The organism is Paraburkholderia heleia NBRC 101817 (assembly GCF_000739775.1).
GTDB classification, from domain to species: Bacteria; Pseudomonadota; Gammaproteobacteria; order Burkholderiales; family Burkholderiaceae; genus Paraburkholderia; species Paraburkholderia heleia.
Map to the genome: position 1 here is coordinate 137,904 of NZ_BBJH01000024.1, position 26,968 is coordinate 164,871.

Consider the following 26,968-nt stretch of genomic DNA (forward strand, 5'->3'; position numbering starts at 1 on the left):
CGCTCAGGTCGGCGCCCGTTGCTCCCTGTCCCGATGATGGTCTGCGGCGAGGAACATATACATCGCGGGCACGACGAACAGTGTGAACAGCGTACCGATCGACATCCCCGTGAAGATCACGAGGCCCATCGCGTTGCGGCCGGCCGCGCCCGCACCCGATGCGATCACGAGCGGCACGACGCCCAGCACCATGGCGGCCGTCGTCATCAGGATCGGCCGCAAGCGCACGCCCGCCGCTTCTTCGAGGGCTTCGCGCTTGCGCCGCCCCGCGCGTTGCAGTTCGTTTGCGAACTGCACGATCAGAATGCCGTGCTTGCTGACGAGGCCCATCAGCGTGACGAGGCCCACTTGCGTGTAAATGTTCAGCGTCGTGAGTCCCACGTTGATGAAGATCAGCGCGCCGAACAGCGCCATCGGCACCGATACGAGAATCACGACCGGATCGCGAAAGCTCTCGAACTGGGCGGCGAGCGCGAGAAACACGATGATCGTCGCCAACAGCAGCGTGGTCACGAAGCCGCCTGATTCCTGCACGAATTGTCGCGACAAGCCGGAATAATCGGCCGTGTAGCCCGTCGGCGCGGCGTCGACGGTGGCCCGGCGCAGGAAGTCGAGCACCTCGCCCTGCGAGATGCCCGGTGCGAGCACGCCGGAAATCGTCGCCGAATTGAATTGCTGGAAGTGATTGATCGACTCCGGCACGACGTTGCGCTTCAGATGCGTGACCGTCGACGCGGGAATCACGCTGCCATCGGGGGTGCGCAAGTAATAGTCGAGCACTTGCGACGGATTCAGCCGGTCCGTTTGCAGTACCTGCGGAATCACCTTGTACGAGCGGCCGGCAATCGAAAAGTAGTTGACGAAGTTACCGCCGAGCGCCGCGCCCAGCGTCTGCCCGACATCGCTTTGCGTCAGGCCGAGCGAAGCGACTTTGTCGCGATCCACGAGCAACACGCTTTCCGGCTTGTCGATCTTCAGATCGCTGTCGACGAAAAAGAACATGCCGCTTGCGCGCGCCTTTTGCAGCACGGCTTGCGACACTTCGTTGAGGTTCTCGAACGGCTCCGTCGTGCTGATGACGAATTGCACGGGCAATCCTTGCGCGCCCGGCAGGGGCGGAAACTGAAATGCGGCGACGCGCGCGCCCGCGATGCCGTTCCACTTCTGCTGCAATTCCTGCTGCAATTGCGTCGCGCCCTTCTTGCGCTTGTCCCACGTTTTGAAGAGCACGCCGCCGATGCCCTGGTTCAGCGTCGGCACGCCCGTGAGCTGGAACATCTGTGCATATTCGGGCAACTGCTTCGAGATCTCGAAGACCTGATCCGCGTAGGTCTGCATCTGCTGGATCGTCGCGTTCGGCGGCCCCAGGACCTGGGACAGCACGATACCCTGATCTTCCTGAGGCGCAAGCTCCGATTGCGACGTCATGAAGAGATACACCGTGCCGCACAGGAGCAGCGCGCCCATCACGACGAACACGGGCCACGTGTCGAGCATCGCATGCAACAGGCGCCGGTAGCCGTGATGCACACGATCGAACTGCCGGTCGACGAAGCGCGCGAAGCGGCCCGACTGCTGGTCCGTGCGGAAAAAGCGCGAACACATCATCGGCGAAAGCGTCAACGCGATCACGCCCGACACGGTGACCGCGCCCGCCAGCGTGAACGCGAACTCGGTGAAAAGCGCGCCTGTCAGACCGCCCTGAAAGCCGATGGGCGCGTACACGGCGATCAGCACGACCGTCATCGCGAGAATCGGGCCGCCGAGTTCGCGCGCCGCGATCAGTGCGGCTTCGAAAGGCGTCTTGCCCTCCTCTTTCATATGCCGGTCGACGTTCTCGACCACAATGATCGCATCGTCGACGACGAGCCCGATGGCGAGCACGAGCGCAAGCAGTGTCAGCAGATTGATCGAATAGCCGAGCGCCTGCATCACGAAAAACGTGCCGATCAGCGAGAGCGGCATCGCGATCACGGGCACGATCACCGCGCGCAAGCTGCCGAGGAAAAGGAAGATCACGACGGTCACGATCAGCAGCGCCTCGACGAGCGTCTTCACCACTTCTGCGATCGCCGTGTTGATGAAGTCGGTCGCGTCGTAGACGATGTCGCCCGTCATGCCCGTCGGGAACTGCCTCTGCAGGTCCGGGAATAGGGTTTTCACGCGCTTCGCCACGTCGAGCACATTCGCATCGGGCGCCACCTTGATGCCGATGAACACCGATCGCTTGCCGCTGAACGCGACGTTGAAGTCGTAATTGTCCGCGCCGAGCACGACATTCGCGACGTCTTCGAGGCGCACGATCGCGCCGTTCTTCTGCGTGACGACGAGTTTCCTGAAGTCCTCGACGGAATGCAGGTCGGTGCCTGCATTGAGATCGACGCTGATCATCTGGCCTTTGGTCGTGCCAAGCGTCGCCAGATAGTTGTTGTTGCCGAGCGCCGTGAAGACGTCGGCGGCCGTCACATTGTGTGCGGCGAGCCTGCTCGAGTCGAGCCATGCGCGCAGCGCGAACTGACGGCCGCCGAGCACTTCCGCCGTTTGCACGCCCTGGACCGAATCGAGCTTCGGTTTCACGACACGCAGCAGATAATCCGTGACATTGTTGCTCGGCAGCACGTCGCTGTAAAAGCCCATGTACATCGCGTCGGTGGTTTGACCCACTTGCACGGTCAGCACCGGCTGTTGCGCCTGCGGCGGCAACTGGTTGCGCACCGAAGCGATCTGCGTGTTGATCTCTGTGAGCGCGCGATTGGAGTCGTAGTTGAGTCGCAGCGTCGCGGTGATCGTCGACACGCCCGTAGTACTCGTCGACGACATGTAGTCGATGCCCTGCGCCTGCGCAATCGCGGCTTCGAGCGGCTGCGTGATGAAGCCCGCCATGGTGTCGGCGCTCGCGCCATAGTACGCGGTGGTGATCGTCACCACGCCGTTCTCGGTTTGCGGATACTCGCTGACCTTCAGCGCCGCAAGCGAGCGCAAGCCGAGCACGAGTATCAGCAGGCTCACCACCGATGCGAGCACCGGGCGTTCAATGAAGATGTCGGTGAATTTCATCGCGCGCTCTTCTATTGTTCCTGAGGCGTCGGATTCGGGCTGTCCGCAGGTAGCACGCGGTTGTCGATCACGAGGGGCGTGCCGTTTTTCAGTTTCAGCTGGCCGCTCGTCACAACCTGCGTGCCTGCGTTGATGCCCTTGAGAATGGCGACCTGGTCGCCGCGCGTCGGCCCCGGCGTGACGAACACCTGTTGCGCGACGGGCATGATCTTGCCTTGTGCATTCTTTTGTTCGCCGGGCTTCACGATGAACACCGTCGCGCCATACGGGTTATAGGTGATCGCCGTTTGCGGCAAGGTCAGAAAGCGCTGCGCGCCGCCCGCGTCGATCTTTACGTTCGCATACATGCCAGGCAGCAGCTTGCGCTCGCGATTGTCGACGGTCGCCTCGATCTGGACGTTGCGCGTCGTGCTGTCCACGCGCGGATTGATCGAGCGGATCTTGCCGTCGAACGTGCGGTTGCCGAACGCATCCGTATCGACGGCGATGGCCTGGCCAACCTGCAATTGACCGAGCTGCTGCTGCGGCAGAAAGAAGTCGGCGTAGATCGGGTCGATGGCTTGCAGCGTGACGATGGCGTCCCCCGGATTGAGGTACTGGCCGGGGTTGACTGTCGTGATGCCGACGCGTCCCGCGAACGGCGCGCGAATCGTCTTCTTCTCGACGAGGGCGGCCTGTTGATCGACCTGGGCTCTTTTGCTCTTGAGGTCGGCGGCGTCGGCGTCGAGCTGCGCCCTGGCAATCGCCTGAATGCCGAACTGCGCCTTGTCGCGGTTGTAGACCGTTTGCGCGAGGTCCGCCGCCGCTTTGAGCGACGCGAGCTGCGCCCGGTCCGAATCGTCGTTCAGGCGCACGAGCACCTGATCTGTCTTCACCTCCTGGCCCGAGTTGAACGCGATCTCGCGCACGAGCCCGGCCACTTCCGTCGTCACGTCGACGCCGCGCACCGCGCGCAGGCTGCCCACCGCCGCAAGCTGCGGCTGCCAAGTCTGATAGCCGGCGATAGCAGCCGTGACGGTGGCGGGCGGCGCGGTGTTGCTCGCCATGAACTTCTTGATCATGTGCGCCTTGAACAGATTGAAACCGACCAGCGCGCCGAGCAGTATGGCCACGCAGATCAGCATGATGATCATCCGCTTTGCCATCGGTTTTTTCGTCGTCATCGTCATGTCCTGGCGGGAGCGGCCATTGCACAAGAATTCATTTCTGCGTAGCCGGCGCGGGCTGGGCTGCCTGGCTCGTCGTCACGTCGTTCCACCAGCCGCCGCCGAGCGCCTGAAACAGCGCCGCCGTGTCCGCATAGCGCGCGGCCTGCGCCTGGGCGAGATTCACGACGGTCTGCTGGTATTGACGCTGTGCATCGAGCAGCGCCAGATAGCTGACGCCGCCGATGCGAAACTGGCCGCGCGTCAGGTCGAGCGAATCGCTGGCCGCGCGCCATGCTTGCGTCTGCGCGCTCAGGCCGGTTGCATCGTGCTCGAGCGCGCGTAACGTGTCGGCGACGTTCTGGAATGCGAGCAGCACCGTTTGGCGATATTGCGCGTTGGCCTCGTCGAATGCCGCTTCTGCGGCGCGCTTTTGCGCGCTCAACTGGCCGCCGTGAAAGATCGGCTGCGTGATGCCTGCGCCGAGGCTCCAGATCATGTCGGCGTACTTAAGAAGGCCCGCGGGCGTCAACGCCTGCGGACCGTAACTCGCGGAAAGCGTGAGCTGCGGATACAGGTTCGCCGTCGCGACGCCGACCTGGGCGCTCGCCTGATGCAACGTGGCGTCGGCGGCGAGAATGTCGGGGCGTTGCCGCACGAGCGAAGACGGCACGCTGACGGGCAGGGTTTGCGGCAGCGTGAACATCGAGATCCTGAACTCCGGCACGTCCGTATCGCTCGGCGGCTTGCCCGCCAGGACGGCGAGCTGGTGACGCGTCTGATCGAGCGACTGATGCAACGGCGGCAACGTCGCGCGCGTCTGCGCGACCAGCGTTTCCTGCGCCAGCACGGCGGTGCGGCTCACGCCGCCCAGCTCGAGTTGCTGGCGCATGATGCGAAGCTGCGCGTCTTCGTCGTCGGCGATGCGCTCGGTCGCATCGATCTGCTCGCGCAGCGAAGCTTCCTTGATGGCTGCCGTCACGATGTTCGCGGTCAACGCGAGATAGGCCGCCTGCAACTGGAAGCCCTGGTAATCGACCTGCGAGCGCAGCGATTCGAGTTCGCGCCTTCCGCCTCCGAACACATCGAGGTTGTACGACACGTTCACGGATGCGTTATAAAGGTTCAGCAGTTCCGTGAGTTGCGGCTCGCCGAACGTGACGCCGTTGAACTTCTCGCGCGTCGCATTGGCCTTCGCATCGACGGACGGATACAGCGTGGTGCCGATTTGCGCACGAAGATTTTCGCCGGCCTGCCTGAGCGCCGCTTGCGCCGCGGCCACGTTGGGGCTGTTGGCGAGCGCTTCGCGGATCAGCGCGTCGAGCGGCTCGCAATGAAAGAGCGTCCACCACTGGGCGGGAATGTCCTGGCCGGCCACGAACAGTTGCGGGACACCCGACGCGCCCGGCGCTGAGGCCGTTTGAACGGGCAGCGGCGTGGACGTGAAAGTGCCGGTAGCGGGCGGCGCGGGCGTATGGTAATCCGGGCCGACCGTGCAGCCGGAGAAGGCGATCAGGACAGTCACCCACGCAGCACGCGTAACAGTCTCGCATGCTGCATCGCGGCGAGACGCGCTGCGCGAATGCCGGTGCAGGCAGCGGCGACTGAAACCGTGGTTGACGTCATCGATCATCGATCCACCTTGTTTCACTGCGTGGAATACGAACGAAACGGCAGATGCAGAGTTTGAAATCATGCCACAGGTGCCGCTCGTCTGATCGACCTGAACTACCATGGAATCTATTCCCTTGCTGGCGACGTGCCCACGGAGGTCGACATGAGTGGCGACGCATCGAATGAAAGCGGTCCTGATCTGGCACAGGGCGTGCCCATCGAATCTCTCGGCGAAGCGAGCCTGTTGTCAGGACACGTCGGTCATGATGCGGTGCTCATAGCACGGCTCGGTAATGAATTCTTCGCGATCGATGCTGCCTGCACTCACTACCACGGCCCGCTCGCCGAGGGGTTGATCGTCGGGGACACAGTACGGTGTCCATGGCATCACGCGTGCTTCAGTCTGCGCACGGGGGAAGCGGTACGGGCGCCTGCGCTCGGCCCTGTCATGTGCTGGGCTACGGAGATCCGGGGCGACAGGATTGTTGTCCTGCACAAAAAAGCGCCACCCGCGGGTTCCGTGACCCCGCCGGCCGGCGCGCCACAGAAGATCGTGATCGTCGGTGCAGGGGCTGCAGGTTTCGCGGCTGCCGAGCGTCTGCGGCGCCTCGGCTACGCGGGCAGTCTCACGATGCTGAGCGACGACGATGCGCCGCCGGTGGACCGGCCAAACCTCTCGAAAGACTATCTGGCCGGCAGTGCGCCTGAGGCGTGGCTGCCGCTTCGCGATGACGCTTTCTACGCAGATCAACGCATCGATCTGCGCCTGAACGCCGGTGCCACGCGCCTTCACGTCGCCTCGCAGGAAGTGGAACTCGCGGATGGCAGCAGGGTGCCCTACGACCGCCTGCTTTTGGCCACGGGAGCCGAAGCGGTGCGCTTGCCGATCCCCGGCATGGATTTGCCGCACGTGCATACCCTGCGCACATTGGCCGACAGCCGCGCCATCATCGCTCGCGCGACGAACGCGCGGCGCGCGGTTGTCATCGGAGCCAGCTTCATCGGACTGGAAGTCGCGGCGTCGTTGCGCGCGCGTGGCCTTGAAGTCCACGTAGTGGCGCCGGAGCAGCGTCCGATGGAACGTGTGCTGGGGTCACGGATGGGCGAATTCGTGCAGCGACTGCACGAAGAACACGGCGTCGTCTTTCACCTGGGAAACACCGCCAGCGCGATCGATACGCAGCAGGTATCGCTCAAGGCGGGCGGCAAACTGGAAGCCGATCTGGTGGTGGTCGGCGTCGGCGTGCGGCCGCGACTGACACTGGCCGAGCAAGCCGGCCTCGCAATCGACCGCGGCGTGGTGGTCGATGCCAGCTTGCAGACGAGCGCGCCAGGCATATTCGCGGCCGGCGACATCGCTCGCTGGCCCGATCCGCACAGTGGCGCGGCAATCCGCGTGGAGCACTGGGTCGTCGCGCAGCGCCAGGGACAAACGGCGGCGATGAACCTGATGGGCGGGCGTGAGAAGTTCGATGCCGTGCCATTCTTCTGGAGCCAGCATTACGATGTCCCGATTAACTATCTCGGACACGCGCAGAGCTGGGACGAGATCACCGTTGACGGCGATATTGCACAACGCGACTGCTTCCTGCGCTACAAGCGAGACGGCCGTGTCGTCGCCGTGGCCTCCATTTATCGCGATGTAGAAAATCTGCGGGCAGAAGTCGAAATGGAGCGCGACTGACGTCCGCACCGTCGGTTCATGAAGAATCGGCGGCTAGTCGAGTTTCATGATGCCCATGTGCATCGCGGTGTCGGCACACATGACGACCAGCGTGTCGTGCGAAACACCCTCGGTCAACCGATGATTCAGCACCTCGTCGAATGTCCCGGCGCACTCCGAGACCGCGCTCATCGCGTCTCCTTCTGTCCGGTTGTAGGCGCCAGCGAGCAGCCATCGCGCCCGGCATTTTGCGGCGTCTATCGTTTCCTGAACCGAAGCATCAGGGTCTGCTGCGCGACATTCGGGAATCGCTACAGGCTGGAATGCCTGCGACAAGGTGGGGATGAGGAAGGCAGCGGCAACGATGTATCGACGGCACATGGCAGCTCCTTTCTTGAGGATCTTCTTACCGCCGTTGATTCGCGACGATGAGTCAATCGACAATCTATCACTTCTGCCAGCGTCGGTGCGTGTGCCAGCCGTCACGGCCCATGGAATGACGAATACGAATACAACGCATTCCAATCCGGTAAGCATGGGTGCAATTGCCCGGTTCGCCTGCGTACCGTTATGCGGCAACCCGTCGCCCGACGCCTGCGCGTGGGCGTCGGGTTTCGCAAGTTGCTGGACATCGAAAGCTATTAGCCGTTTGATGAAGAGAATGATCCAGACTCATCGTTTCTCGACTTCCGGCTTCAGCGTTGGATTACGCGCGTCCATGCAGAACGTCGAATGACAATCCAGGTTTTCTGTCAGTCACCTTTTCCCGGTTTCCGACATGGGCTCGCCACACGTCTTGCACCGATAGCATGTGTATCCGTGCGAGTCCGTACCGTTGTCCATCAGTCCGGTCGTGCGAATCGACTCCCACTGGGACGAGCCCTCTTGATCGTCTTCGCACGCCACCTCTTCGCCCTCGTGTCCGTTGATGCACACGAAGTATCGCCGTACCAACGTCGTCATCGCTGCCCTCCTGCGGCTCAGGGTTACTGCGAAGCGGCGCTTCAGCCGCATAAGCTGGCCCTGGAGGCCCACTCGTGCAGGTTCGAACTCCTGAAGAGTCGCCGCCTGCACAATCCGCTCCGTAATACGCTATCCCGTGAATTCGGGCGATGCTACAGGGAAGTATGGTCGGTCCATATCCGTTTCTCAACCTGTGCCGCTCGACTCTTCGCCTTCTGGGAAAATGGGCGCGTGAGTGCTGGCTCTTACCGGCCGCGCGCGCCGGACATCGGCATCATCCCGATTCCGGCTTGCATAATCCGGCTATCCTGACGTTCTTTGCGCCTCAACCCGCGCCCCGTTGCGACAGTATGGTGCGCTGCATCAACGCGCGTCCGCCTGGATCGGCACGATGACATGGTCAAGACGGACGCAGCCGATCCGGCCTCGACGCGAAGCCGCCGATACCGGGGCAGGAAGACGGCCAACCTGCCGACGTGGCGAATCGAACATCACTGGCTGCTGGATATCTTCTGGGGCAGCCGCCCAATGACGGGGTATCACGCCTGGGTCTTCCCCTTCATGGCGCTGTTCTTCCACCTGCCCCCGCTCTTCAACTGGCAGTGAGTGGTCGTGTGGCGCACCGAGGCGCGCATCGTCGCCTGCATCATCCTGTTCTGGCTGACTGAAGACTTTCTCTGGTTTGTGCTCAATCCTGCTTATGGTCTCGCGCGTTTTGCACCGGCCTATGTGCCGTGGCATATCCACTGGTTCTGGTTCGCGCCCACCGACTGCTGGACCATGAGCGCAGCTGCAGCCGTGCTTTTTTTCGTTTCGCGTGTGCGCTGATGGGTCCCGCGGTCTTCATATGAAGCCTCTATTGCTGCTTCAAATCGAATATCCGGTTCATCAACACCCATTTCTCTCCAACCGGTGTCCACGGAGTGGGGGCCTGCAACGTCCACATCAAAGTCTCCCATTGCTGAACGACGGCATTGCCTGGTGCAGCTTCAGCCATTCGGTCAGCATCGTAGAGCGCATCGTCCGCTTCAATGATCATGAACAATCGGGTTCCCAGCCGATAGATCTCCATGTCCGTGACGCCATGATCACGTATGTGACGAACGACTTCGGGCCAAACCTCGCGATGGTAATCCTCGTAGCGGGCAATGAGTTCGGGATCGTCTTTCAGATCCAATGCAAAACAGTGGCGCATCAGAGGAGTCCATGGCTCGTCAACAAACGACGCAAGCGCGGCTGAGCGTTGCGCAGCGACAAAGCATTCGCGAGTTCGATCAGCGGCAGTATCCGCCTTTTGACCTTCGCTACGTGGTTTTGCGCGATGTCTGCAATCCGGTGATCGAGATAGGGATTGCGGAACCGGTCGCGCACGCTGGTCAAGTAGTTCTCGGCCTGGGCTCCCATGTCCGTCGCCCCGAAGACAGGCATAACCTCCTCTCGCCATACGGCTTCGAGTTCATCACGCATATGCGGATCATGCATTGCATCGAGCACCGTTTCGGACAGCGGTCGCTGTTCGACAAGCCACTGCTGCGCCAGCCAGCTATGGCCAAGATTGAGAAAAAACAGTTTCAACCTTTCGTGGCTGCGCAAGTCGCCCGTCAGAACAAGGCTCTCGTGCGTGCACGGTAATTCCATTCCCGCACGTCGTTCGACAGCCCATAATGCGTAGGGCTCGGCCACCGCGCCCACAGGATCAATCGGTTCGGATACGATCCGGTCAACGAGCGAGTTCACCCAGACACATCTTTCACGTACGTAGTCGATGAAGGGCTCGGACAACGACCACTGCGTTGCCAGACCGAGCACGATCTCGCGCAGGGTATCGCCGTTGTTCTCCACTAATTCGCACGGGAAAATCGACACGCCATCGCAGGGGCGTTCCTGCCAACGCGAATGAAGCAAGGCGAGAAGCTTCGCGGGGTAGCTGCGAGGCACGGCCCCGCCGTTCGACAGCAGATCGGGCGAATCTCGCTCGTCGAGACGGTAGCCCGTGTCGCCCGTGTTCGACACGATAACGCGCACGTCTTCGATCGCCGCACGGCGAACCGTCGCCCAGTCGCGGTCGGCAATCCACGCGGAGCGAATGCCGTTGCAGACGACGACTTTGTCCACCACCGCGCCATGTTCCCTCCCCCGGATCCGCACAGGATAGCCGCCAGGCCGCGACAGCGCAGCGACGCGCGCGTGACTGACGGGATTGCCAGTGGTCTGCACAACGCCGATACCGCCAATCGCATCGCCGCGCTCCAGCGCTTGCGACACGAATAGCGCGACATGCGCGAGGAGAAATCGGCTCGTGCCAAACTGAAGTATGGGTTCACTCATGCTGCCTGTCCCGAACATTGCATGGCATTCGCTCAGCACTCCACCAACGCTTTCACCACCGTCTGCCCGGTCTCGAGCAAGCGCGGAAACGCGTCCGGAACATCGGCGAGCCGCATTCGGTGCGTGTTCAGGGCGCGATCCGGAATGCGCCCCGCACGCATGGCTTCCAGCACGGTCTCGAAATCGGCGGCAGTGGCGTTCCGGCTGGCGAGCAGGGTCGTCTCGCGCTTGTGGAACTCCGGATCGGAGAACGTCACCTGCCCCGGCACAATCGAGATCAGCGTGTATTTGCCGCCGTGGGCCACGAATCCGAATCCACGGTTCATTGCATCGATATTGCCCGTCGCGTCGAAGACGACATCGAAAAATTCGTGGTTCGTCAGCGATGCAAGTTGTTCGGCGTCCGTTGGGCCGACAGCGACAGCAGCGTCGACATTCAAGTGAGCCTCGCAAAATTGCAGACGATCAGCGCGCGTATCGAGGCAGGTCACATTGGCGCCTCGCAGTTTCGCGAAGATCATCGCGGCCATGCCGATCGGACCGGCGCCGACCACCAGCACGCGTTGACCGGCCAATACCTCCGCCCGTCGCGCCGCGTGCGCCCCGATTGCCAGAAATTCGAGCATCGCGGCCTGATCGAGCGTGACGCCTTCGGCCTTATGAACGAACTGCGCAGGTACGCTGAGGTATTCGGTAAGTGCGCCATCTCGATGCACACCCAACACCTTGATGTCGACGCAACAGTTGGTCTTGCCTTGTCGGCACGCAACACAACGCCCGCACGACAGATAAGGCATGACGTAGACGCCGTCGCCGGAAGCCAATCCCGAGTCGGGTTCAGCCTCGACGACCACACCGGAAAATTCATGTCCCATCACGCGCGGGTACTGCAGATAAGGCTGATTGCCTGTGAAGATGTGCAGGTCGGTACCGCAAATGCCAACGCGGGACACGCGCAGCAGTACCTCGCCGGCTGCTCGAACGGGCGCGTCGGAGTGCTGCGCCCGCAGCACTCCCGGCGATTCGCAAATCACGCTAAGCATAGGGATGTCCTCTTGATCAAATCATCATGCATGACTCCACCGTACGTGTAGTCGAAGACCGGTCTAAAAGGTAACGGCTCGGCCCAGCCCTCGTCTCCGGGCTTCACACCGGCACCCGGGCGCATCAGCCGGCCCACCTTCGAACTCAGCGAAAAGGCTTCTCTCGCGCGCCGGCATCGACGCAGGAGATCGACAACATCGACATCGTCAGTAAAGGACGTTCTTCGCCGTGGGTGAATCGAGATTTTGCTTGTCGACCATCACGACGCCCGTATCGATATCCTTCGCGACCCGCTTGTGTTCGATGACGTTGACGACCGTCTGAATTCCCTTGTATCCCATCTGCCAGGAGCCCTGAACGGCGATCCCCTGGATCGTCCCGTCGCGCACGAAGTTTTGCAGGTCCTGATTGCCGTCAAATCCGATTGCCACCACTTTGCCCGCCTTTCCACTCTGTTTGAGCGCGCGTCCCACCCCGACTGCGGTCGGCTCGTTTGCACCGAAAATCCCCTTCAGATCGGGGTTCGCGGAGAGGACATCGGTGGTCTGATTCAGCGCCGTCGCCATCTGGGACTGGGAATAGTATGGACCGACGATCTGCAGCCTGGAATGCGCCGCGAGATATTTCTTGAAACCGCCGACACGCCCAATTTCCGATCCGGCACCCGGCACGTAGGACATGAGCGCAATCTTTCCCGTCTGGCCGACGCGGTCGATCAGCGCCTGCGCGCAAAGCTCACCGGCCTTCTCGTTGTCGGTCGACAGGAACGACTGGTAGTACTGCTTGCCGCCATCGGACAGCGCGGAGTCGATCAACACGACGGGGATATGCGCCTCCCACGCTTTCTTGATGGCCGGCACAAGCGCATCGGGATCCGACGGCGCGAGCACAATACCCGCGACGTGCCGGTTGACGGCGTTCTCGACCATGTTCACTTCATCCGCGATATCGGATTCCGCGGCCGGGCCCTGGAAGGTCATCGTGTAGCCCTTCGCGTCGCCGAGTGCAGCATTCGCGCCTTTCTGCACGTTTTGCCAGTAATTCGAATTGACCGTCTTGACGATGACGGCGATCTCGCCGCCTGCCGCATACGCACCCGTGCTGAACGCCGCGCACAACAACGCCGATGCCGCAAAAATCGAAAGCTTCTGCATGTCTCGCTCCTCTTTTTTCGTGGTTGAACTACGTTTGATTAACGCTTCCTGCTTCGCAATTGATCGATCCAGACGGTGCCCAGAATCACGACGCCGATGATGATCTGCTGGATGAAACTCGACACCCCGTTCATGTTCAGGCCGTTGCGCAGCACGCCAATGACGAACGCGCCGATGGCGGTGCCGGAAATCGTGCCCACGCCGCCCATCAGCGACGTGCCGCCGATCACGGCACTGGCGATCGCGTCGAGCTCGTACATGACGCCTTCGTTGGGCTGGCCGGTCACGAGACGCGACATCAGCACGCAACCCGTGACCCCGGCCAACGCGCCGGAAAGCACATAGGTGAACATCGTCACGCCTCGAACGTCGACACCGGAGAGACGAGCCGCCTCGGGGTTGGAGCCGACCGCGTAGATATGCCGGCCGAGCGAAGTCTTCGACAGGAGGATGGCGCCCGCGACGAAGAACACGATCATGATGACGACGGGATAGGGAATGCCTGGAAACGTCGTGTCCGGAAAACCATCCGCGCCGATATGGGAAACCCGGAACAACGCGCCGTTGCCGAGGACACCAAACGCGTTGCCAAGGTCCGAAACCGGCCGGGCCCCGGTAATTTGCAGGGCGAGACCTCGGGCGACCAGCATCATGCCGAGCGTCGCAATGAACGGCGGCAACCGCATTCGCGTCACGCAGATGCCGTTGACGTATCCGCACAGCGCACCTACGAGCACTCCACAAAGCATGGCGAGGGGCACCGCCATACCGGCCTTCGCGAGCAACGCGGCCGAGACGCCCGCGAGCGCAAGTACCGAACCGACCGAGAGGTCGATACCGCCTGTGATGATGACGCACGTCGCGGCAACGCCCAGGTAGGCGATCGAGGTCACCTGCAGGCTGACGGTCATCAAGTTGCCGACAGAAAAGAATGCCGAGCTGGTGACCGAGAACGCAATCACCAGTGCAACGAGGCTGCCCAGAGCCGCGAACTTCTGAATGAGGTCGCGGCGCCGCTGCCGAGCGGAGCGATCCGCGGGCCGGCTACGATCCGATGTCATTTCAAGCATGTGTCCGCCCCGAAGCAAAATGCATGATCTCCTCCTGACTGGTTTGTTTCGTTTCAAGCACGGCGGCTATCCGGCCCTCATGAAAAACGGCGATCCGATCGGTCATGCCAAGCAACTCAGGCAACTCCGAACTGATCAATACGACACCCACGCCGTTCGCGGCGAGCCGGTCCATCAGCCCGTAAATGGCGAACTTCGCGCCTACGTCGATGCCGCGCGTGGGCTCATCGAAGAACAGGATCTTCGACCCCCGGTAAAGCCATTTGCCGATCACGACCTTCTGCTGATTGCCGCCCGACAGGTTGCGAACGATCTGCGCAACCGACGGCGTGCGAATGGCCAGGTCATGCACATAGCGGCGCGCGACTGCGGTTTCTTCGTCGAAGCGCAGGAAACCCGTGCGAGACGAGATGCCGCCCACGTTCGAAAGCGTGATATTCGCGGCGACCGACATGCCGAGCGCGAGGCCCTCCTGTTTGCGGTCTTCCGACAGGTAAGCAATGCCATGGCGAATCGCTTCGCGCGGCGAATGAATCGTCACGCGATTGCCGAGCAGCTCGAGCGTCCCTTCATCCAGCTTGTCCGCACCAAAGACCGCTCTGGCGACCTCCGTGCGCCCCGCCCCCATGAGACCTGCAAAACCGAGGATTTCGCCTTTACGCAACTCGAATGACACGGGGCCGAATACGCCATGGCGGCGCAGCTCCCGCGCGCTGAGCAGCACATCTTCGGTGGGCATGGATTGCCGCGCAGGGTATGCATCGTCAAGGGATCGCCCCACCATGCGCGCGACGATGTCATTCACGCTCAACGCTGCGAAATCGTCAGTCGATATATGCCGACCATCGCGCAGGATCGTCACGCGATCGACGATCTGTGCCATCTCGTCGAGGCGGTGCGAGATGTAAAGGATCGCCACGCCGGCCGCGCGCAGCTCCTGAATGATGCGAAAAAGCTGGGCCGTTTCCGCTTCGGTCAAGGAGGACGTCGGTTCGTCCATGATCAACACGTTCGAATCGAACGAAAGCGCCTTCGCGATTTCCACCATCTGCTGCTGTGCGATCGACAGCGTGCCCACCAGCGTCGTGGGAGGCACGTCCAGGCCGATGCGCTGCAAGCAGCGCAATGCATCCGCATTGAGCTTGCGGGTATCGACAAACGGTCCACGCTTCGGCTCGCGTGCGAGATAGAGATTCTCTGCCACGCTCAAATGCGGAACGAGGTTCAGTTCCTGATGAATGATCGCGATGCCTGCGGCCTGCGCCTGGGAGGTCGAACCGAAGCGGACCGATGCGCCGCGAAAACGCATGGTGCCTTCGTCTGGCGGGTACTGGCCGCTGATGATTTTCATCAGCGTCGATTTGCCGGCTCCGTTCTCGCCGCAGACCGCGTGAACCTCTCCCTCCCGAAGGTCCAGACGAATGCCATCGAGGGCCACCACGCCGGGAAATCGCTTCACGACGCCTTCGAGGCGCAGGATCTCCCGTCCCGGTTCACTCCGATCGACAGCGGCGAGGCTTGATGGACTGCGGGGCACTGTCATGGCGTCTCCATGTCCGACCAACCGGGCCTGCACGCGGTCAGTCCAATTTAGGTGAATTAAAGCTAAATTCCCTCTTTTGGTCAAGCCAATATTGATTTATAAATATCGATCTTACCAACGGTGAAAACCCCTGGAAACCCCGATACATCCGGCAATCGCCTGCAAATCAAAGGTTGCGAGCCACCGTGCTAGACTTTGACGCAGGCTGCAAGGTCCTCTGCGGCGTCCCGTTCACCCATACGATGAAATCAACAGAACCCAAGCGGCTTTACCAATCCGTCGCCACTCAAATCCTCGCGTTGATCCGTCAGGGCGAATTTCCACCCGGAGAGCGTTTGCCGCCCGAACGTGAACTCGCGCTCAAACTGGGCGTGTCGCGGCCGTCGCTACGCGAGGCATTGATCGCGCTCGAGATCGGCGGCCAGGTCGAGATACGAATGGGATCGGGCGTCTATGTCTGCGAGGCGGGTGAGGACGCCACAGGCACAGTGGGAGCGCTAGGCGACAGTCCATCGGAATTGATGCAGGCACGAGCCGTTATCGAAGGCAGTGTGATCGTGCTTGCCACGGCACATATGACCGCGGCCATGCTGGACCGGTTACGCCGTACAGTCGAACGGATGCGTCGACTCGCGGCAGCGGGCAAATCGCCAGTTGAGGCGGACCGGCAATTCCACATGTTGATTGCGGAGGCCGCTGGCAATTCGGTGCTCAGCCGCTATATGGGAGAGTTATTCGACAGCCGCCATGATCCGATCGCGGCCGCCATGCGAGGTCATGCGGAAAGTCCGCAAACCTGGACGGCAGCCGTGCAGGAACATGAGGCTGTGCTCAAGGCTTTGCAGGCAGGCGACCCTATCGCAGCGCAAACAGCCATGCGCGCACACCTCATGGCTTCCGAAGAGCGGTGGATTAGCGGGGCGTTGAAACAAGACATGGATTAGTGGTTTGCATGGTGGTCGTGTGCCCTCATTGCGCTCCAGGCTGCATGAGAGTCCATGTAGTCTCTCCAATGCGTGATCTTCCGGTTTTCGATCTTGATGATTGAGCAGAACCGGTTGTTGTCTTGCACGCCTGTCGCGAGGATGGTTCCGTGAACCTCGTATTCGATGACACAGCCGGTGCCTGTCTCGTGGGTAATCAACTTATCGGCAGATTGAAGCGCGATGTTGTCGACGTAGCCTTGGAACGCAGCCATCAGGCCGGTTCGTCCTTTGATAACGCGGGGCCAGCCCAGATCGTAGAGAACCTCGTAAATGACATCGTCGGCAACGATGTCGAGAGCGTGCTTGTCGGTCGACTCCCGGTTCGGCGGCGAAGCCTCTGTTGCGACCGACGGTCAAAAACGGCGCTCTAGCGGGAGCTCTCGAGATTGCGCAATCTAATCGCGCTCGCGATGGCGTGCCGGCAACACTTGAAGGCGGCGCTGAACGCTTCGTCCGAACTATCAAACGGCCCACGCTGGCCGCGAACTTCCGCCTCGGTCCGCGAAATGTCTCCAGAGCGTTCTGCGTACGTGATGGGCTCGACGATGTAGTACTTTGCTTCGCCCTTCGAAGTAAGCCTGCTTTCGACTGCTGCCCTCATTTGCCAACCATTAAACGTGTCGAGGCGCGTTTCCATAGGCCCTCCCGGCTAGAATTGGGAAGACCGTCGCGAGATCGAAAGTACGATTCCCTAACCGATTCCCTGACCCATGGTGCGCCGAATGCTGCGCGCGCACAAGGCAAATATGCGGGCATAAGCGGTGCACGAGATTGCCGTCTTCGGTTACAATAGAAAGCTGATTCGCGCCATACGTGGCACAACAAGATCTCCGTTGTGCTCCTTGCGAATCCTCCCCCAACTGATCGCCCGGTGAGTCCGGCGACAACCCTATTCGTTGGACGTGCACCTAACCGCCTGGACCGGAATAGCTGCCTCCTGCGTCTGACTCTTCCATTTATCTGCAGGACCCGCCGCCCGAATGGGGCGTAGACCGTGACATCCTTGACGCGTGGCCGTTCATCGCCCGCGCACCTCTCACCATCGTGTGGTGAGTGACTGTCAACGCCCATGGCTTGCTCCTCGACAAGGCATCGCGCATCGATGGCAGGCGAATTAACCAGGACCCCTGAATGGCAAAAGAAGAACTGCTGGAACTCGACGGTATCGTTGAAGAGGTGCTTCCGGACAGCCGCTACCGCGTCACGCTCGACAATGGCATCGTGGTCGGCGCGTACGCGTCCGGACGTATTCGTAAGAATCACATCCGCATCCTTGCCGGAGACAGGGTCACGCTGGAACTTTCGATGTACGACCTCACGAAAGGACGCATCAATTTTCGGCACAAGGACGAACGCAGCGGCGGCACAACGCAAAAGAGCGCGTTTCGCCGTCGTTAACCTGCCGGATGCGGACGCAGGCTGGGACCCGGTCACCACCGTACCTGGCGCACTGCTGTCATCGCCTGGCCGCACGCGCATCGCAAGCGGGACAGGAGCCGGGAAGTTTCGCTGTACAAAGGCACCAATGGGCGTAGTATGAAGTCACTGACGCCCCACGGCCGTTCCCGGCGCATCCCCCCCGTAGCCCTTCCGGCAGGATTCGGACCATTTGCTTTCTTCGCACGCCGAATAATCGCAGCCACCCGTGTGGAGACTGGATTCAGTCGCTCGCACTCCCTCCACAATCTGCCGCGTAGTGATGCGGCCGCAAAGGCAAGCCATGACAACAGTGCTCCGCTTCTACCGTGGGCTCGAAATTTACCCGCTCGTCTATCCGCATCGCCCCACTGCAGCAGGGGGCGGGCATAACTACGGCGAAGGATTCGATGCGGCCGTGCGTATTCAGGAACCGGAAAGTTCAGCGGGGACGTCGCGCAGCCGCGTATTCAGACTTGCCCAGAGGACACCCTTCCAGAACGCCGGCGACGCACGCCGCGCATCGGCCGCATATGCAGTTCGCCTCATCGACACCTGTCCTGAGAACATGAGCGTGCTCGATCTTCAGGCGTGAGTTGCGGTCCGCTCGCCATCACGCCCAACTGGCAAACGTCCGCGGTGAGGCATGCTGCAGGACAGGAAGATGAAAATGAGCAGAAATGAGCTGCTGGACCTGATTCGACGTAACGGCACAGGCATTATCGACCGGTTTCTTCCCTCGGGAGCTCGCGCCGAACTGGAAAGCGTCATCTGTGACGGCCATCGTGAGGTCGATGCGGATGCGTGGCTGATGTTCATGTCAATCCGCGCTCTGCTGCGCAACGGTGGGATGCCGAGCTGCGAGTCGGACTGTGAAGCCGGCCGTGTCATGGCTCTTCTAAATGCGTAACAAGGCTTGCCGCGCGGCAGTCACAAGAGAAAGCAATGCACTTTAATTCAACGCGGTTCCTCATTGACCCCACCCCACGCCGGGCCGACGGCGAGTATATGGCCCACGCCCGTATCAGTTGCAGCCGTGCTGATGGCAGCGAATGTGACGTTCATCTGAGCGGCGATCTGGCGGGCTTCGACTTGCGCGACGACGCGATTGCCTACGCGAAGAACTGGGCACGGGAGTGGCTGGATGCGCGATTTGGCTGAGCAAGCACGAACCCGCAACCGGGAAAAAAATGACTACTGCAATCCCATTGGGATGCCTCCAACGGGACCCGGCTTGCGCAGAATGGTTGGAATCCTGAATAATTCAGACGTAGTCATGCAACATGCGTTACGAATTTCGACCAGGCAAATCAAGCGGCGCAAGGGGCGGGAACGACGTAGCGTCACGAACGCCACACGGGCGAGCATTCGGTCCCACATGAGCATCGCGTACAGAACGGCACTCACGAGGCAGCCGGCGACAGCTTCAAAGGGAAATGTCTTGACTTCGATCACTTTCCCCGGTAGCGTGGCGTACTGAAGTCTTCAAGAAGCGCGATTGCTGCTCATCATTGACCGCATCCTGCGGTATTCGTTGTCCTCTCCCCTCCTTGATCTTTTCCCCGCGCCCGTCTGGAGCGCATCTATGTACGTTCATACTCAGGAGAATTCCATGGACACCGGTACCGTAAAGTGGTTTAACGACAGCAAGGGTTTTGGATTTATCACGCCCGACGCGGGTGGCGACGATCTGTTCGCACACTTCTCGGAAATTCGCGGCGACGGCTTCAAGACGCTCGCAGAAGGCCAGAAGGTCAGCTACGAGACGAAGCGCGGGCCCAAGGGCATGCAGGCCTCCAATATCACCCCGCTGTAAGCCATCTGCGCTTGTACCGCCCGATGGCGGCACCGCCCGCGCGCCCTTGAATTGGGATCCATTGGCCATCTCGTGCCACCTGGCGAACTGCCAGCCACCCGCCGCGATGACCTGCGTCTCGCTCGGCCCGTCTCTCCGAGCGAGATGACCGGCCCCAGCATTTTTGAAAAGACAATAGTGCAAAATCCTGTTGCCAGGCACTACCGCGGTTATGCGGTCAGGCCTTCGGCTCACCGTCTTCCCGACGGTTGCTTTTCTTCGAACCTTACTCTTACCCGCCCGGGCGATCGCGAAGAACGTTCGCGTTACGAGTTTTATTCGCTCGGCTATTTCTCGACCGAACTGGAAGCCCTGGGCTTTTCAGATCATTGGGGGCGCGACTGGATCGACACCCGGGGCTAGTTCGGCTTCGGCAACTCACCGTGCCGATGCCGGCACGATCCAGACTCCCCCGACCTGTTCCGAAGGAGGCACATGGTGCAAAAGCCAGTCATAAGTCCAGAGGAATTTGTCGATGAGATCAATCGGCGCCTCCCGGAGCACGATTGTTATAGTGCAGGCCTGCGCATATTTCTTGTACCGCGTAACGGCCGGGGGGAGGATGCTATCGGTATCGACTGGGAGCCCCGCACGGCGCGCAATGGTGTAATCGCTATAAGCGAGACTCACCGTGAGGTATCTGCGGAATTTGTCGTGAGCAAATATCTGGGGCGGCGCCACTGATCCGCTGAAGAGCCGCCATCTCCGACCAACCGGTTGTCCCCGTTCAGCAACAACGGCCGGGCGTGGAGACTGTGGCGCCAGGCGTCGAACCGCTCGTGCCGATGTGCCCGCCCGCGTCGCTGGCGGGCGCGAGTTCGCGAGCGGCGATCCGGTGCAAGCGGGCGCCGGCCGCTTCATGCGTTTTTTACGCGAAACGCATTTCCTTTCATGCCGTGTGACCGACATCAAGCAGAGCCCCTGGCGGCATTCCGGCAGCCGTTGCTGGCGAAAGCGTCGCCGGATTGGGCGCTTGCGTTCGGCTGCATACCCAGGGGGTTTCCCGCCGCTTGAATGTCATCAGACGCGTAGTACGATGAGATCATCGAAAAACAGAATTAGAGGTCCCTCCATGGACACGACCGCAAGACACGCGACGGGCATCGCATTGCTTGCAGTGGGCTGTGCAATATCGGCAGCGTCCCACGCCTATAGCAAGGAAGAAGACGCTGCGGCGCAGGACCGCGAAGTCCAGGCGGCCTATGACCGGGGCTACAAGGCCGCCAGGGAGGAGATGGCGCAGGCGGCGGCACCTGCTGCAGCGCCCGCGAAGAAGACCGCCAGCGCGGCTGCGCAGAAACCTATCCTCGACATCAAGCACACGTATGGCGACGCAGGCGAAGTCTCGACGGTCATGACCGTGCCGGTCGTGGTCAAGCCGCTCGCGGATGGACAAGGCGCGCAAAGCGGACAAAGCGTGGGAGAGACGCAAGAGGCGCAAGACGTCCAGGACTCCACTGCCGCGGCTCCGGCTGCAGCGGCGGCTCCCGATCAGACGAACGCGCGCGCCACGGCTGCGCACACCGCCCACGCCGCGCCGGCTGCGGCCGCCCGGCAACCGCAGTCGCAGCCGCACGCCTATGCGCAGGCGAGTGCGAACCGTCGCACCGTTGCGGCAACGCCGCCCGCGCAGGACGACGTCGCGCCGCCGGAGTCGCTGGCGAGCGACGAAGCCGTCGAGGAACCGGAGCCGCCGCGCTCCGCGCAGATCTACTCGACGCAGGGCCAAGGTTACGCCCAACCCTACTACCAACCGGCGCAGCCAAGGGTCCAGCAATACGCGCCGCCCCAGCCGTATGACTATGCCCAGCAGCCGGCGTATGCGCAGCCGCCCGCCTATGCGCAGCAGCAACCGGTGTATGCGCAGCAATACGCCCAGCAGCAATATCCGCAGCAGCAGCCCATGTCCGCGCAGCCCCGGCCCGCTTACTACCCGCCGCCCGCACCGTGGGGCGCGCAGTACCAGCAACCGCCGGCGCGTTGGGTGTACTGGTCGCCGCAGTACGGGCGCTGGATGTATTACTGAGCGCCGCTTATCAGCGCGAGTCGTTCGTCTGGAAGGCGAGCAGGCAGCCCAGAGCGGAGAGGGTACCGGCCAAGCCGATGCCGAAACCGGAGGCGATATTTTCCGCTGTCGTCGCGCGGCGCTGCAGCGTCGGTGTCGAGCTGAGCAGCACGGGGAGCAGGCGGAAGGTAGCGGGTAGCGGGCGGAGGTTCGCTTTAGAACCCATGCCGGGCGCTGATCGCCGCACCGGTGTCATGCGAGCGCGCCAACGGAAGATGCGCATCGGCAGAGAGATCCCAGTCGCCGACCGTGACGAGCGGCGGCGTTTGCGGGTGGAGCGCCTGGTTGGGAATCCCGTTGCTGTCGACCTGGGCTCCCGGCGTGCGCGCCCCGTTGCCTGCCGCATCGACTGCACCGGCGGTGCCGTCCGGAGTGCCAGGCGTTGCAGCAGTGGTTTTCGCCAGATGCGCGCCGTACTGCCTTTCAAACGGCGACGGGTATTCGTAGCGTTTTGCGATTGCGGGCAAAGAGACGGAAGGCGCCGCCGGCGCAGGTGCGGCCGCAACGGCGTGTTTCGGGGCGTGGCCCTTCGCGTCCTTCTGGACGTGCTTTTGAACGTGCTTCTGGACAGGCTTCTGGGTGTGCGCCGCCTTGGCGGGTTCGGCCGCCGAGACGCTGGCAAGCGCCAGAAGAGCGACACCCAAAAGCCATCCCTGGATCGGATGCTTCATGGAACGAAATCTGCGTTTGGAAACTGGTGCCGCATCGAATCGCTGCGCAGCACTCGCCCCTGGAGTCTAGATCAATCACAAGTCCGACCAATCGGGGTCTTCCCTCGCCTTTCGCTCGCATCTTCACACGGACAACGCAGCGCTTCGACATACTGCACGCGCCTGGCGCCGCCAAGCCGGCGGCGGGAACGACGTTCTCCAGTCAGAATGCGAGCGTCGTGCGCAGGCCGAGCACCGCCTCGTCGCCAATCCGCCTAGATGGGTTCTGCGGGTCCGGAATGCCGCCCGCGGGCCGGAAGAAATACTGAAAGTCCGCCTGCAATTGCCACCACGGCGCGATCTGATACTGGTAAGTCGCTTCCAGAACCGTCTCGGCGCTGCGTGACGGGTAGCCAGGCGTCGCCACCGCCTGGGCGCTCGCGTAGTCCTGCGCGTGCGAGCCGATGTGCGCGTAGCCGACAGCCAGGCCGGCCACATCGTTATCGCGTCCCTTGAACGGCGCCTTGAGCGTCACGCCCGCGTTAACCCCGAGGTCCACGAGGTTGCGGTCGCCGGGCGCGCCCATCACGCGCGCGAACACGCCCAACGATTGCGGACTGTCGGCGCCCGGACGCCACACCATCTGGTCCGCCACGGCATAAATGCTGTAGTTGCCGCGATGGCTAACCGGGCCGCCCACGCCCGTCACGCCCGTTGCCGGATCGGCAAAGCGGTTGCTGTTGTACCAGAAGCCGAGCTTGTAGGTGCCGGGCATTCCGACTGGCTCGGAATCCGAATGATTAGCGGATGGCTGATTAATGGCATACTGAATTTCGCCGATTACCAGCGCGCCATTGCCCAGGTTGAAATTCGTGCCGCTCGCGTTGAGCTTTTGCGGGTCCCCCTCGCCCGGCGCCGGGTTGCCGTCGAATACACCGCCGAGCACGGTGATCGCGTCGCTCGGCGTGGCGCGCACGCGCACGCCGAGCGACGAGAGCGGATATGCAGGGCCGCCCGCCGGCAGATTGACGGACGGCAGCACCGGCCAGCCGAACGTCGCGTTCATGAACGTATTCGCGTACTGGCTGACCATGAACTCCTGGTCGAGGCTTTGCTGACCGATCTTCACGTCGACCTTGCCGCCGGGCAGCGTCTGCTGGTACCACAATTCCCACAGGCGGGTCGAGGCATCGGCCTCGATGCTGCTCGCATTCTGCAGCGTTTGCAGGTTGCGCGCAGTCAGGCTCGTGCCGTGAATCTGGAAGCCGGACACATTGAACATACCGCCTGGCAAACCGAATGCCTTCTGCGTGTCCAGGCCGAGGCTGAACTCAGTCACACCTTGATAAGCGCCGCCGCGACTCGTTCCGCCGCTCAGGTTGCCCATGTACTCGCTGGTTTCCTGCAGACCGAACGACAAACCGTACTGGGCGAGCCAGGGCCGCAAGCCTCCCATATCGCCAAAGAGGTTCGAGCGTTCCCAGAGGCCCGTGGGCGCGGCAGCGTTCTGATCGGCAGCGGGCGCTTGTTGCTGATCCGCCGCGCCTGATGACGAAGCCGGTTGTGCGGGCGAATTTTCGCCGCTGGCCTGCGCGAAGGCGGCAGGCACGACACCCAGCGAAAGGACCGCGCTCAGCGTAATGGGCACGGCCGAACCGGGCAGCCTGCTCTTGAATACGTTTTTCATGGTATTTGTGGGACTGTAGTAGGTTGCGGGCAGATCCGCCATTCAACGCAGAGCGTGCCTGCGAAGCTTGATGAAACTGTGTCCGGCGTGCAAGTTTTCTACGCGAAGCGCGTCCGCGGCCATATGCGAAAGCGCAGTCATTCCTGCAAGCAGGCTTGCAAATGGCAATCGATCAGAGGGAGCGTGCTGCTGGGAGACGGGTCACAAATGCGACCAGGACCAGTCGGTAATGAAGCGCGCTAACCCGGCATAAGCGAGTTAGCGGCGAAGGAGTGAACCTGCGGCGGCTATCTCGCGGTGGTGCCGCCGGTGCTGACCGGCAGCGGACTTCCACTACTGGAACATACGTCCACGGAGGACTCCTTTGCTATGACGGGGCCGATTGTATTGGGCACGCAGATAAAAAATCAAGTAAAAGAAGCATAAAGGCGAGGCCGGCCAGCAGGCAGACGGTACGCGCCGCAGCCGTCTTCCTTCGCGCACCCCCAACCATGGCGCCATGCCGACGCGGGCTTCGCTCGCATACGCTCTGGTGCGGCCTCACGAGCGCTTGCGCCCTGTCAGAACCGCTCGACGCGGAATGGCCGCGGGTCCACCACCGTCGGCGCGCCCGTCATCATTTCCGCAATCAGACGCCCCGTGACCGGGCCGAGCGTGAGACCGTGGTGCGCATGGCCGAAAGCGAACCAGAGATCGTCGTGCTTCGGCGCGGGCCCAATGATCGGCATCATATCGGGCGTGCAGGGGCGGCAGCCCAGCCACGGCTCGGCATCGAGCCGCGCGCCAAGTGGGAAGATATCGCGCGCGAGCGGCTCCACCGCTTCGAGCTGAATAGGCGTTTTGGGCGAATCGCGAAAACCGAGTTCGACGCCGGTCGTGAGACGCGTGCCGCGTAGCATCGGCGTAATCAGGAAGCCCGCTTCGGCGTCGAGCACCGGCTGGCTCAGCTTCGCGCCGTTCGTGAGCGCGTAATGCATGTGATAGCCGCGTTTCACGGCGAGCGGCAACTCGTAGCCCAACCGCGCAGCGAGATCGCCCGACCACGGTCCCATGGCGATGACCGCCGACTTCGCGAGCACAGGGCCGTCCTGTGTCATGACGCGCCACGACGGTTCGAGCGTCGCGGCGTCGCCAATCAGCACGCGGCCGCCAAGCTGCTCGAAGTGCTTCGAATAGGCCGTTACCAACCCCTTCGGATCGCTAACCGAATCGGAATCGGTGTAGCGCAGGCCGCCCACCAGCGTATGGCTGAGCGCGGGCTCGGCGGCGCGCAGCGCGCAGGCGTCCAGCACCTCGTGGCCCACGCCGTACTCGCGCTGCCAGCGTTGCGCCTCGGCCACCGTGGTTTCCATCGCGGCGGCGCTGCGAAACACTTTCATCCAGCCGTTGGTGCGCAACAGCGCCTGCGCGCCCGCCGCCTCGATCAGCGCGCGATGCTCGGTCACACAATGCTCGATGAGCGTGGCATACGCGCGCGCGATTTCGGCGTGCCGGTCAGCGCGCGAATGGTACCAGTAGCGATACAGAAACGGCAGCAGCCTGGGCATCGCCCCCGGGTGATAGCGCACGTCCGTCGAGCGGTTGCGCGCGTAGCGCAGCAGCGCGGCAAGCTCACGTGGAAAAGCGTAGGGGTAGACGCCCTCGCGCTGAATCAATCCCCCGTTGCCGTGCGATGTTTCATTGCCTGGCGCCCTGCGGTCCACGAGCGCGACCGAGAGACCGCGCAGCTGCAATTGCAAGGCCACCGAGACGCCGACGATACCGCCGCCAAGCACGATCGAATCGAATTTCATTACGCAATGTTCCTGGCTAGAAGGCACTCAGGCGAGCGCGGTGAGTGCCGCTTCGACGTCGAGGCCCGGGCCCATCGGCGATGCCTGCACGCAGGCCCGCCGGGTGGGTATCCTTGCGGATTTCCCAGTGCGATTGAGGCCACGACGCTGCGCCTTCAAAAGGGAGTCGAGATGCGAGTTATCATATACGAGAAAAATAATTTTTCGTATACGACAAAACCCGTAACCGGCAACCGTCCCTTCCATGGCAAAGAGCACAGCACGAAATAACCCAACCGGGCAGGCGGCAACGGAGATCGATCACGCGGCCGTTGGCGCGCGTTTGCGTGAGGCGCGCAAGGCGCGCGAGCTGACGTTGATGCAGCTATCGGAGCTGTCGGGTATCGCCGTCTCGACGATTTCGAAGGCCGAGCGCGGCGACATTGCGCTCACCTATGACAAGTTCGCGGCGCTCGCGCATGCGCTGAACGTGGACTTCGACACGATTTTCGGGCGCAGGAAGCGCAAGGCGGCCGGCCCGATGAAGCCGTCGCTCACGCGCGCGGGCAAGCAGATGATCTACGACACGCCGAACTACGAGTACGGCATGATCGCCAACGACCTCACAGGCAAGCGCATGGTGCCGATGCGCGGACGCATCCACGCCCGCACAATGGACGCGTTCCCCGATTACATCCGCCACAGCGGCGAGGAGTTTCTGTTCCTCCTGCGGGGCGAGCTGGAACTGCATTTTGAAAACGGTACTGTCTTCAGGCTGTCGCCCGGCGACAGTCTTTACTTCGACAGCGCCGTGGGGCACGTGTATCTCAGCACGGGCGCCGAGGATGCCGAGGTGCTGGTCTGTTGCGTAGACAACGACTCACACCGGCTGCCCGAAACACTCTGAGCGAGCGCACGCAAGCGCGATGCCGCCGCGTCTGAACGGCGGCACCACA

General features: G+C 62.1%; 27 protein-coding genes and 1 pseudogene. 12 read left to right on the plus strand and 16 right to left on the minus strand.

The annotated features are described in order from the left end of the window. Nucleotides 1–3: 3 nt before the first annotated feature. From BHE01S_RS20720 to BHE01S_RS20730, 3 genes are read right to left on the minus strand one after another with little or no spacing between them, the layout of a single operon-like run. A complete protein-coding gene (locus BHE01S_RS20720; RefSeq protein ID WP_042267231.1) occupies nucleotides 4–3,057 on the minus strand; it encodes an efflux RND transporter permease subunit in 3,054 nt (1,017 codons plus the stop codon). An 11-nt stretch (nucleotides 3,058–3,068) separates the two neighbouring features. After that, nucleotides 3,069–4,220, minus strand: a complete 1,152-nt coding sequence (locus tag BHE01S_RS20725) for an efflux RND transporter periplasmic adaptor subunit (protein WP_042267279.1) — start codon at nucleotides 4,218–4,220, stop codon at nucleotides 3,069–3,071. Between the two features lie 37 nt (nucleotides 4,221–4,257). Further along, nucleotides 4,258–5,835 (minus strand): efflux transporter outer membrane subunit, encoded by a 1,578-nt coding sequence (locus BHE01S_RS20730; protein WP_084069064.1) that lies wholly within the window; start codon nucleotides 5,833–5,835, stop codon nucleotides 4,258–4,260. A 144-nt stretch (nucleotides 5,836–5,979) separates the two neighbouring features. Between BHE01S_RS20730 and BHE01S_RS20735 the strand changes: the two genes are divergently transcribed. Next, nucleotides 5,980–7,500 (plus strand): FAD-dependent oxidoreductase, encoded by a 1,521-nt coding sequence (locus tag BHE01S_RS20735; RefSeq protein ID WP_042267233.1) that lies wholly within the window; start codon nucleotides 5,980–5,982, stop codon nucleotides 7,498–7,500. Nucleotides 7,501–7,533: 33 nt separating this feature from the next. Here the strand turns inward: BHE01S_RS20735 and BHE01S_RS20740 are convergent, their stop codons facing one another. Beyond that, nucleotides 7,534–7,923 (minus strand): hypothetical protein, encoded by a 390-nt coding sequence (locus BHE01S_RS20740; RefSeq protein ID WP_245639805.1) that lies wholly within the window; start codon nucleotides 7,921–7,923, stop codon nucleotides 7,534–7,536. A 915-nt stretch (nucleotides 7,924–8,838) separates the two neighbouring features. On the opposite strand from BHE01S_RS20740, the gene BHE01S_RS39885 reads away from it, so the two are divergent. After that, nucleotides 8,839–9,048 carry a hypothetical protein gene (locus tag BHE01S_RS39885; protein WP_407669535.1) on the plus strand — a complete coding sequence of 70 codons (210 nt, stop codon included), beginning with the start codon at nucleotides 8,839–8,841 and terminating at the stop codon, nucleotides 9,046–9,048. Between the two features lie 6 nt (nucleotides 9,049–9,054). Continuing rightward, entirely contained in the window at nucleotides 9,055–9,270 is a 216-nt protein-coding gene (locus tag BHE01S_RS39890) for a hypothetical protein (protein ID WP_407669536.1), read from the plus strand. A 28-nt stretch (nucleotides 9,271–9,298) separates the two neighbouring features. Here BHE01S_RS39890 and BHE01S_RS20755 read toward each other — a convergent pair whose 3' ends face one another. From BHE01S_RS20755 to BHE01S_RS20780, 7 genes and pseudogenes are all read right to left on the minus strand, one after another. After that, complete coding sequence (locus BHE01S_RS20755) at nucleotides 9,299–9,637, minus strand: L-rhamnose mutarotase (RefSeq protein WP_042267237.1); 339 nt, start codon at nucleotides 9,635–9,637, stop codon at nucleotides 9,299–9,301. Next, entirely contained in the window at nucleotides 9,637–10,770 is a 1,134-nt protein-coding gene (locus tag BHE01S_RS20760) for a mannitol dehydrogenase family protein (RefSeq protein WP_042267239.1), read from the minus strand. Before BHE01S_RS20760 ends, BHE01S_RS20755 begins: the two co-directional genes overlap by 1 nt. A 32-nt stretch (nucleotides 10,771–10,802) precedes the next feature. Continuing rightward, on the minus strand, nucleotides 10,803–11,813 hold the full coding sequence (locus BHE01S_RS20765; protein WP_042267240.1) for a zinc-binding alcohol dehydrogenase family protein: 1,011 nt from the start codon (nucleotides 11,811–11,813) through the stop codon (nucleotides 10,803–10,805). Further along, a pseudogene (locus BHE01S_RS39195) lies at nucleotides 11,813–11,983 on the minus strand (aldo/keto reductase); the annotation flags it as partial. The gene BHE01S_RS20765 and the pseudogene BHE01S_RS39195, both read right to left, overlap by 1 nt. Nucleotides 11,984–12,020: 37 nt before the next feature. Continuing rightward, entirely contained in the window at nucleotides 12,021–12,968 is a 948-nt protein-coding gene (locus tag BHE01S_RS20770) for an ABC transporter substrate-binding protein (RefSeq protein ID WP_042267242.1), read from the minus strand. Between the two features lie 38 nt (nucleotides 12,969–13,006). Beyond that, nucleotides 13,007–14,038: an ABC transporter permease gene (locus tag BHE01S_RS20775; RefSeq protein ID WP_042267244.1), complete on the minus strand. Its 1,032-nt coding sequence runs from the start codon at nucleotides 14,036–14,038 to the stop codon at nucleotides 13,007–13,009. Then, the gene (locus tag BHE01S_RS20780) at nucleotides 14,031–15,581 is read right to left on the minus strand and encodes a sugar ABC transporter ATP-binding protein (RefSeq protein ID WP_042267245.1); all 1,551 of its coding nucleotides are present in this window, start codon (nucleotides 15,579–15,581) and stop codon (nucleotides 14,031–14,033) included. Before BHE01S_RS20780 ends, BHE01S_RS20775 begins: the two co-directional genes overlap by 8 nt. A gap of 242 nt (nucleotides 15,582–15,823) precedes the next feature. Here BHE01S_RS20780 and BHE01S_RS20785 point away from each other — a divergent pair, with 242 nt between their 5' ends. After that, nucleotides 15,824–16,525, plus strand: coding sequence for a FadR/GntR family transcriptional regulator (locus tag BHE01S_RS20785; RefSeq protein WP_042267283.1), 702 nt, complete (start codon nucleotides 15,824–15,826; stop codon nucleotides 16,523–16,525). On the opposite strand, the gene BHE01S_RS20790 is transcribed toward BHE01S_RS20785, so the two are convergent. Next, nucleotides 16,522–16,857, minus strand: a complete 336-nt coding sequence (locus tag BHE01S_RS20790) for a nuclear transport factor 2 family protein (protein WP_281177765.1) — start codon at nucleotides 16,855–16,857, stop codon at nucleotides 16,522–16,524. The genes BHE01S_RS20785 and BHE01S_RS20790 overlap by 4 nt on opposite strands. An 841-nt stretch (nucleotides 16,858–17,698) precedes the next feature. Between BHE01S_RS20790 and infA the strand changes: the two genes are divergently transcribed. The 7 genes from infA (at nucleotide 17,699) to BHE01S_RS20830 (ending at nucleotide 21,864) form a co-directional block, all read left to right on the plus strand. Beyond that, a complete protein-coding gene (infA, locus tag BHE01S_RS20800) occupies nucleotides 17,699–17,965 on the plus strand; it encodes a translation initiation factor IF-1 (RefSeq protein WP_042267248.1) in 267 nt (88 codons plus the stop codon). Between the two features lie 322 nt (nucleotides 17,966–18,287). Beyond that, on the plus strand, nucleotides 18,288–18,578 hold the full coding sequence (locus BHE01S_RS20805) for a hypothetical protein (protein ID WP_042267250.1): 291 nt from the start codon (nucleotides 18,288–18,290) through the stop codon (nucleotides 18,576–18,578). Between the two features lie 69 nt (nucleotides 18,579–18,647). Further along, nucleotides 18,648–18,893, plus strand: a complete 246-nt coding sequence (locus BHE01S_RS20810) for a hypothetical protein (protein WP_245639806.1) — start codon at nucleotides 18,648–18,650, stop codon at nucleotides 18,891–18,893. A gap of 35 nt (nucleotides 18,894–18,928) precedes the next feature. Beyond that, nucleotides 18,929–19,144, plus strand: a complete 216-nt coding sequence (locus BHE01S_RS20815) for a hypothetical protein (RefSeq protein WP_042267251.1) — start codon at nucleotides 18,929–18,931, stop codon at nucleotides 19,142–19,144. 451 nt (nucleotides 19,145–19,595) lie between these two features. Continuing rightward, complete coding sequence (locus BHE01S_RS20820) at nucleotides 19,596–19,799, plus strand: cold-shock protein (protein ID WP_028207638.1); 204 nt, start codon at nucleotides 19,596–19,598, stop codon at nucleotides 19,797–19,799. 177 nt (nucleotides 19,800–19,976) lie between these two features. After that, nucleotides 19,977–20,201 carry a hypothetical protein gene (locus BHE01S_RS36970; protein WP_407669538.1) on the plus strand — a complete coding sequence of 75 codons (225 nt, stop codon included), beginning with the start codon at nucleotides 19,977–19,979 and terminating at the stop codon, nucleotides 20,199–20,201. 709 nt (nucleotides 20,202–20,910) lie between these two features. After that, complete coding sequence (locus BHE01S_RS20830) at nucleotides 20,911–21,864, plus strand: hypothetical protein (protein ID WP_052406018.1); 954 nt, start codon at nucleotides 20,911–20,913, stop codon at nucleotides 21,862–21,864. A gap of 10 nt (nucleotides 21,865–21,874) precedes the next feature. Here BHE01S_RS20830 and BHE01S_RS37935 read toward each other — a convergent pair whose 3' ends face one another. From BHE01S_RS37935 to BHE01S_RS20845, 4 genes are all read right to left on the minus strand, one after another. After that, the gene (locus BHE01S_RS37935; protein WP_157025523.1) at nucleotides 21,875–22,069 is read right to left on the minus strand and encodes a hypothetical protein; all 195 of its coding nucleotides are present in this window, start codon (nucleotides 22,067–22,069) and stop codon (nucleotides 21,875–21,877) included. Next, on the minus strand, nucleotides 22,059–22,574 hold the full coding sequence (locus tag BHE01S_RS20835) for a hypothetical protein (protein ID WP_042267253.1): 516 nt from the start codon (nucleotides 22,572–22,574) through the stop codon (nucleotides 22,059–22,061). Before BHE01S_RS20835 ends, BHE01S_RS37935 begins: the two co-directional genes overlap by 11 nt. Before the next feature lie 202 nt (nucleotides 22,575–22,776). After that, nucleotides 22,777–24,240, minus strand: a complete 1,464-nt coding sequence (locus BHE01S_RS20840) for a carbohydrate porin (RefSeq protein WP_042267288.1) — start codon at nucleotides 24,238–24,240, stop codon at nucleotides 22,777–22,779. 560 nt (nucleotides 24,241–24,800) lie between these two features. Then, nucleotides 24,801–26,033, minus strand: coding sequence for an NAD(P)/FAD-dependent oxidoreductase (locus BHE01S_RS20845; protein ID WP_042267254.1), 1,233 nt, complete (start codon nucleotides 26,031–26,033; stop codon nucleotides 24,801–24,803). A gap of 244 nt (nucleotides 26,034–26,277) precedes the next feature. On the opposite strand from BHE01S_RS20845, the gene BHE01S_RS20850 reads away from it, so the two are divergent. After that, on the plus strand, nucleotides 26,278–26,919 hold the full coding sequence (locus BHE01S_RS20850; RefSeq protein WP_042267255.1) for a helix-turn-helix domain-containing protein: 642 nt from the start codon (nucleotides 26,278–26,280) through the stop codon (nucleotides 26,917–26,919). The last annotated feature ends 49 nt before the right edge of the window (nucleotides 26,920–26,968 follow it).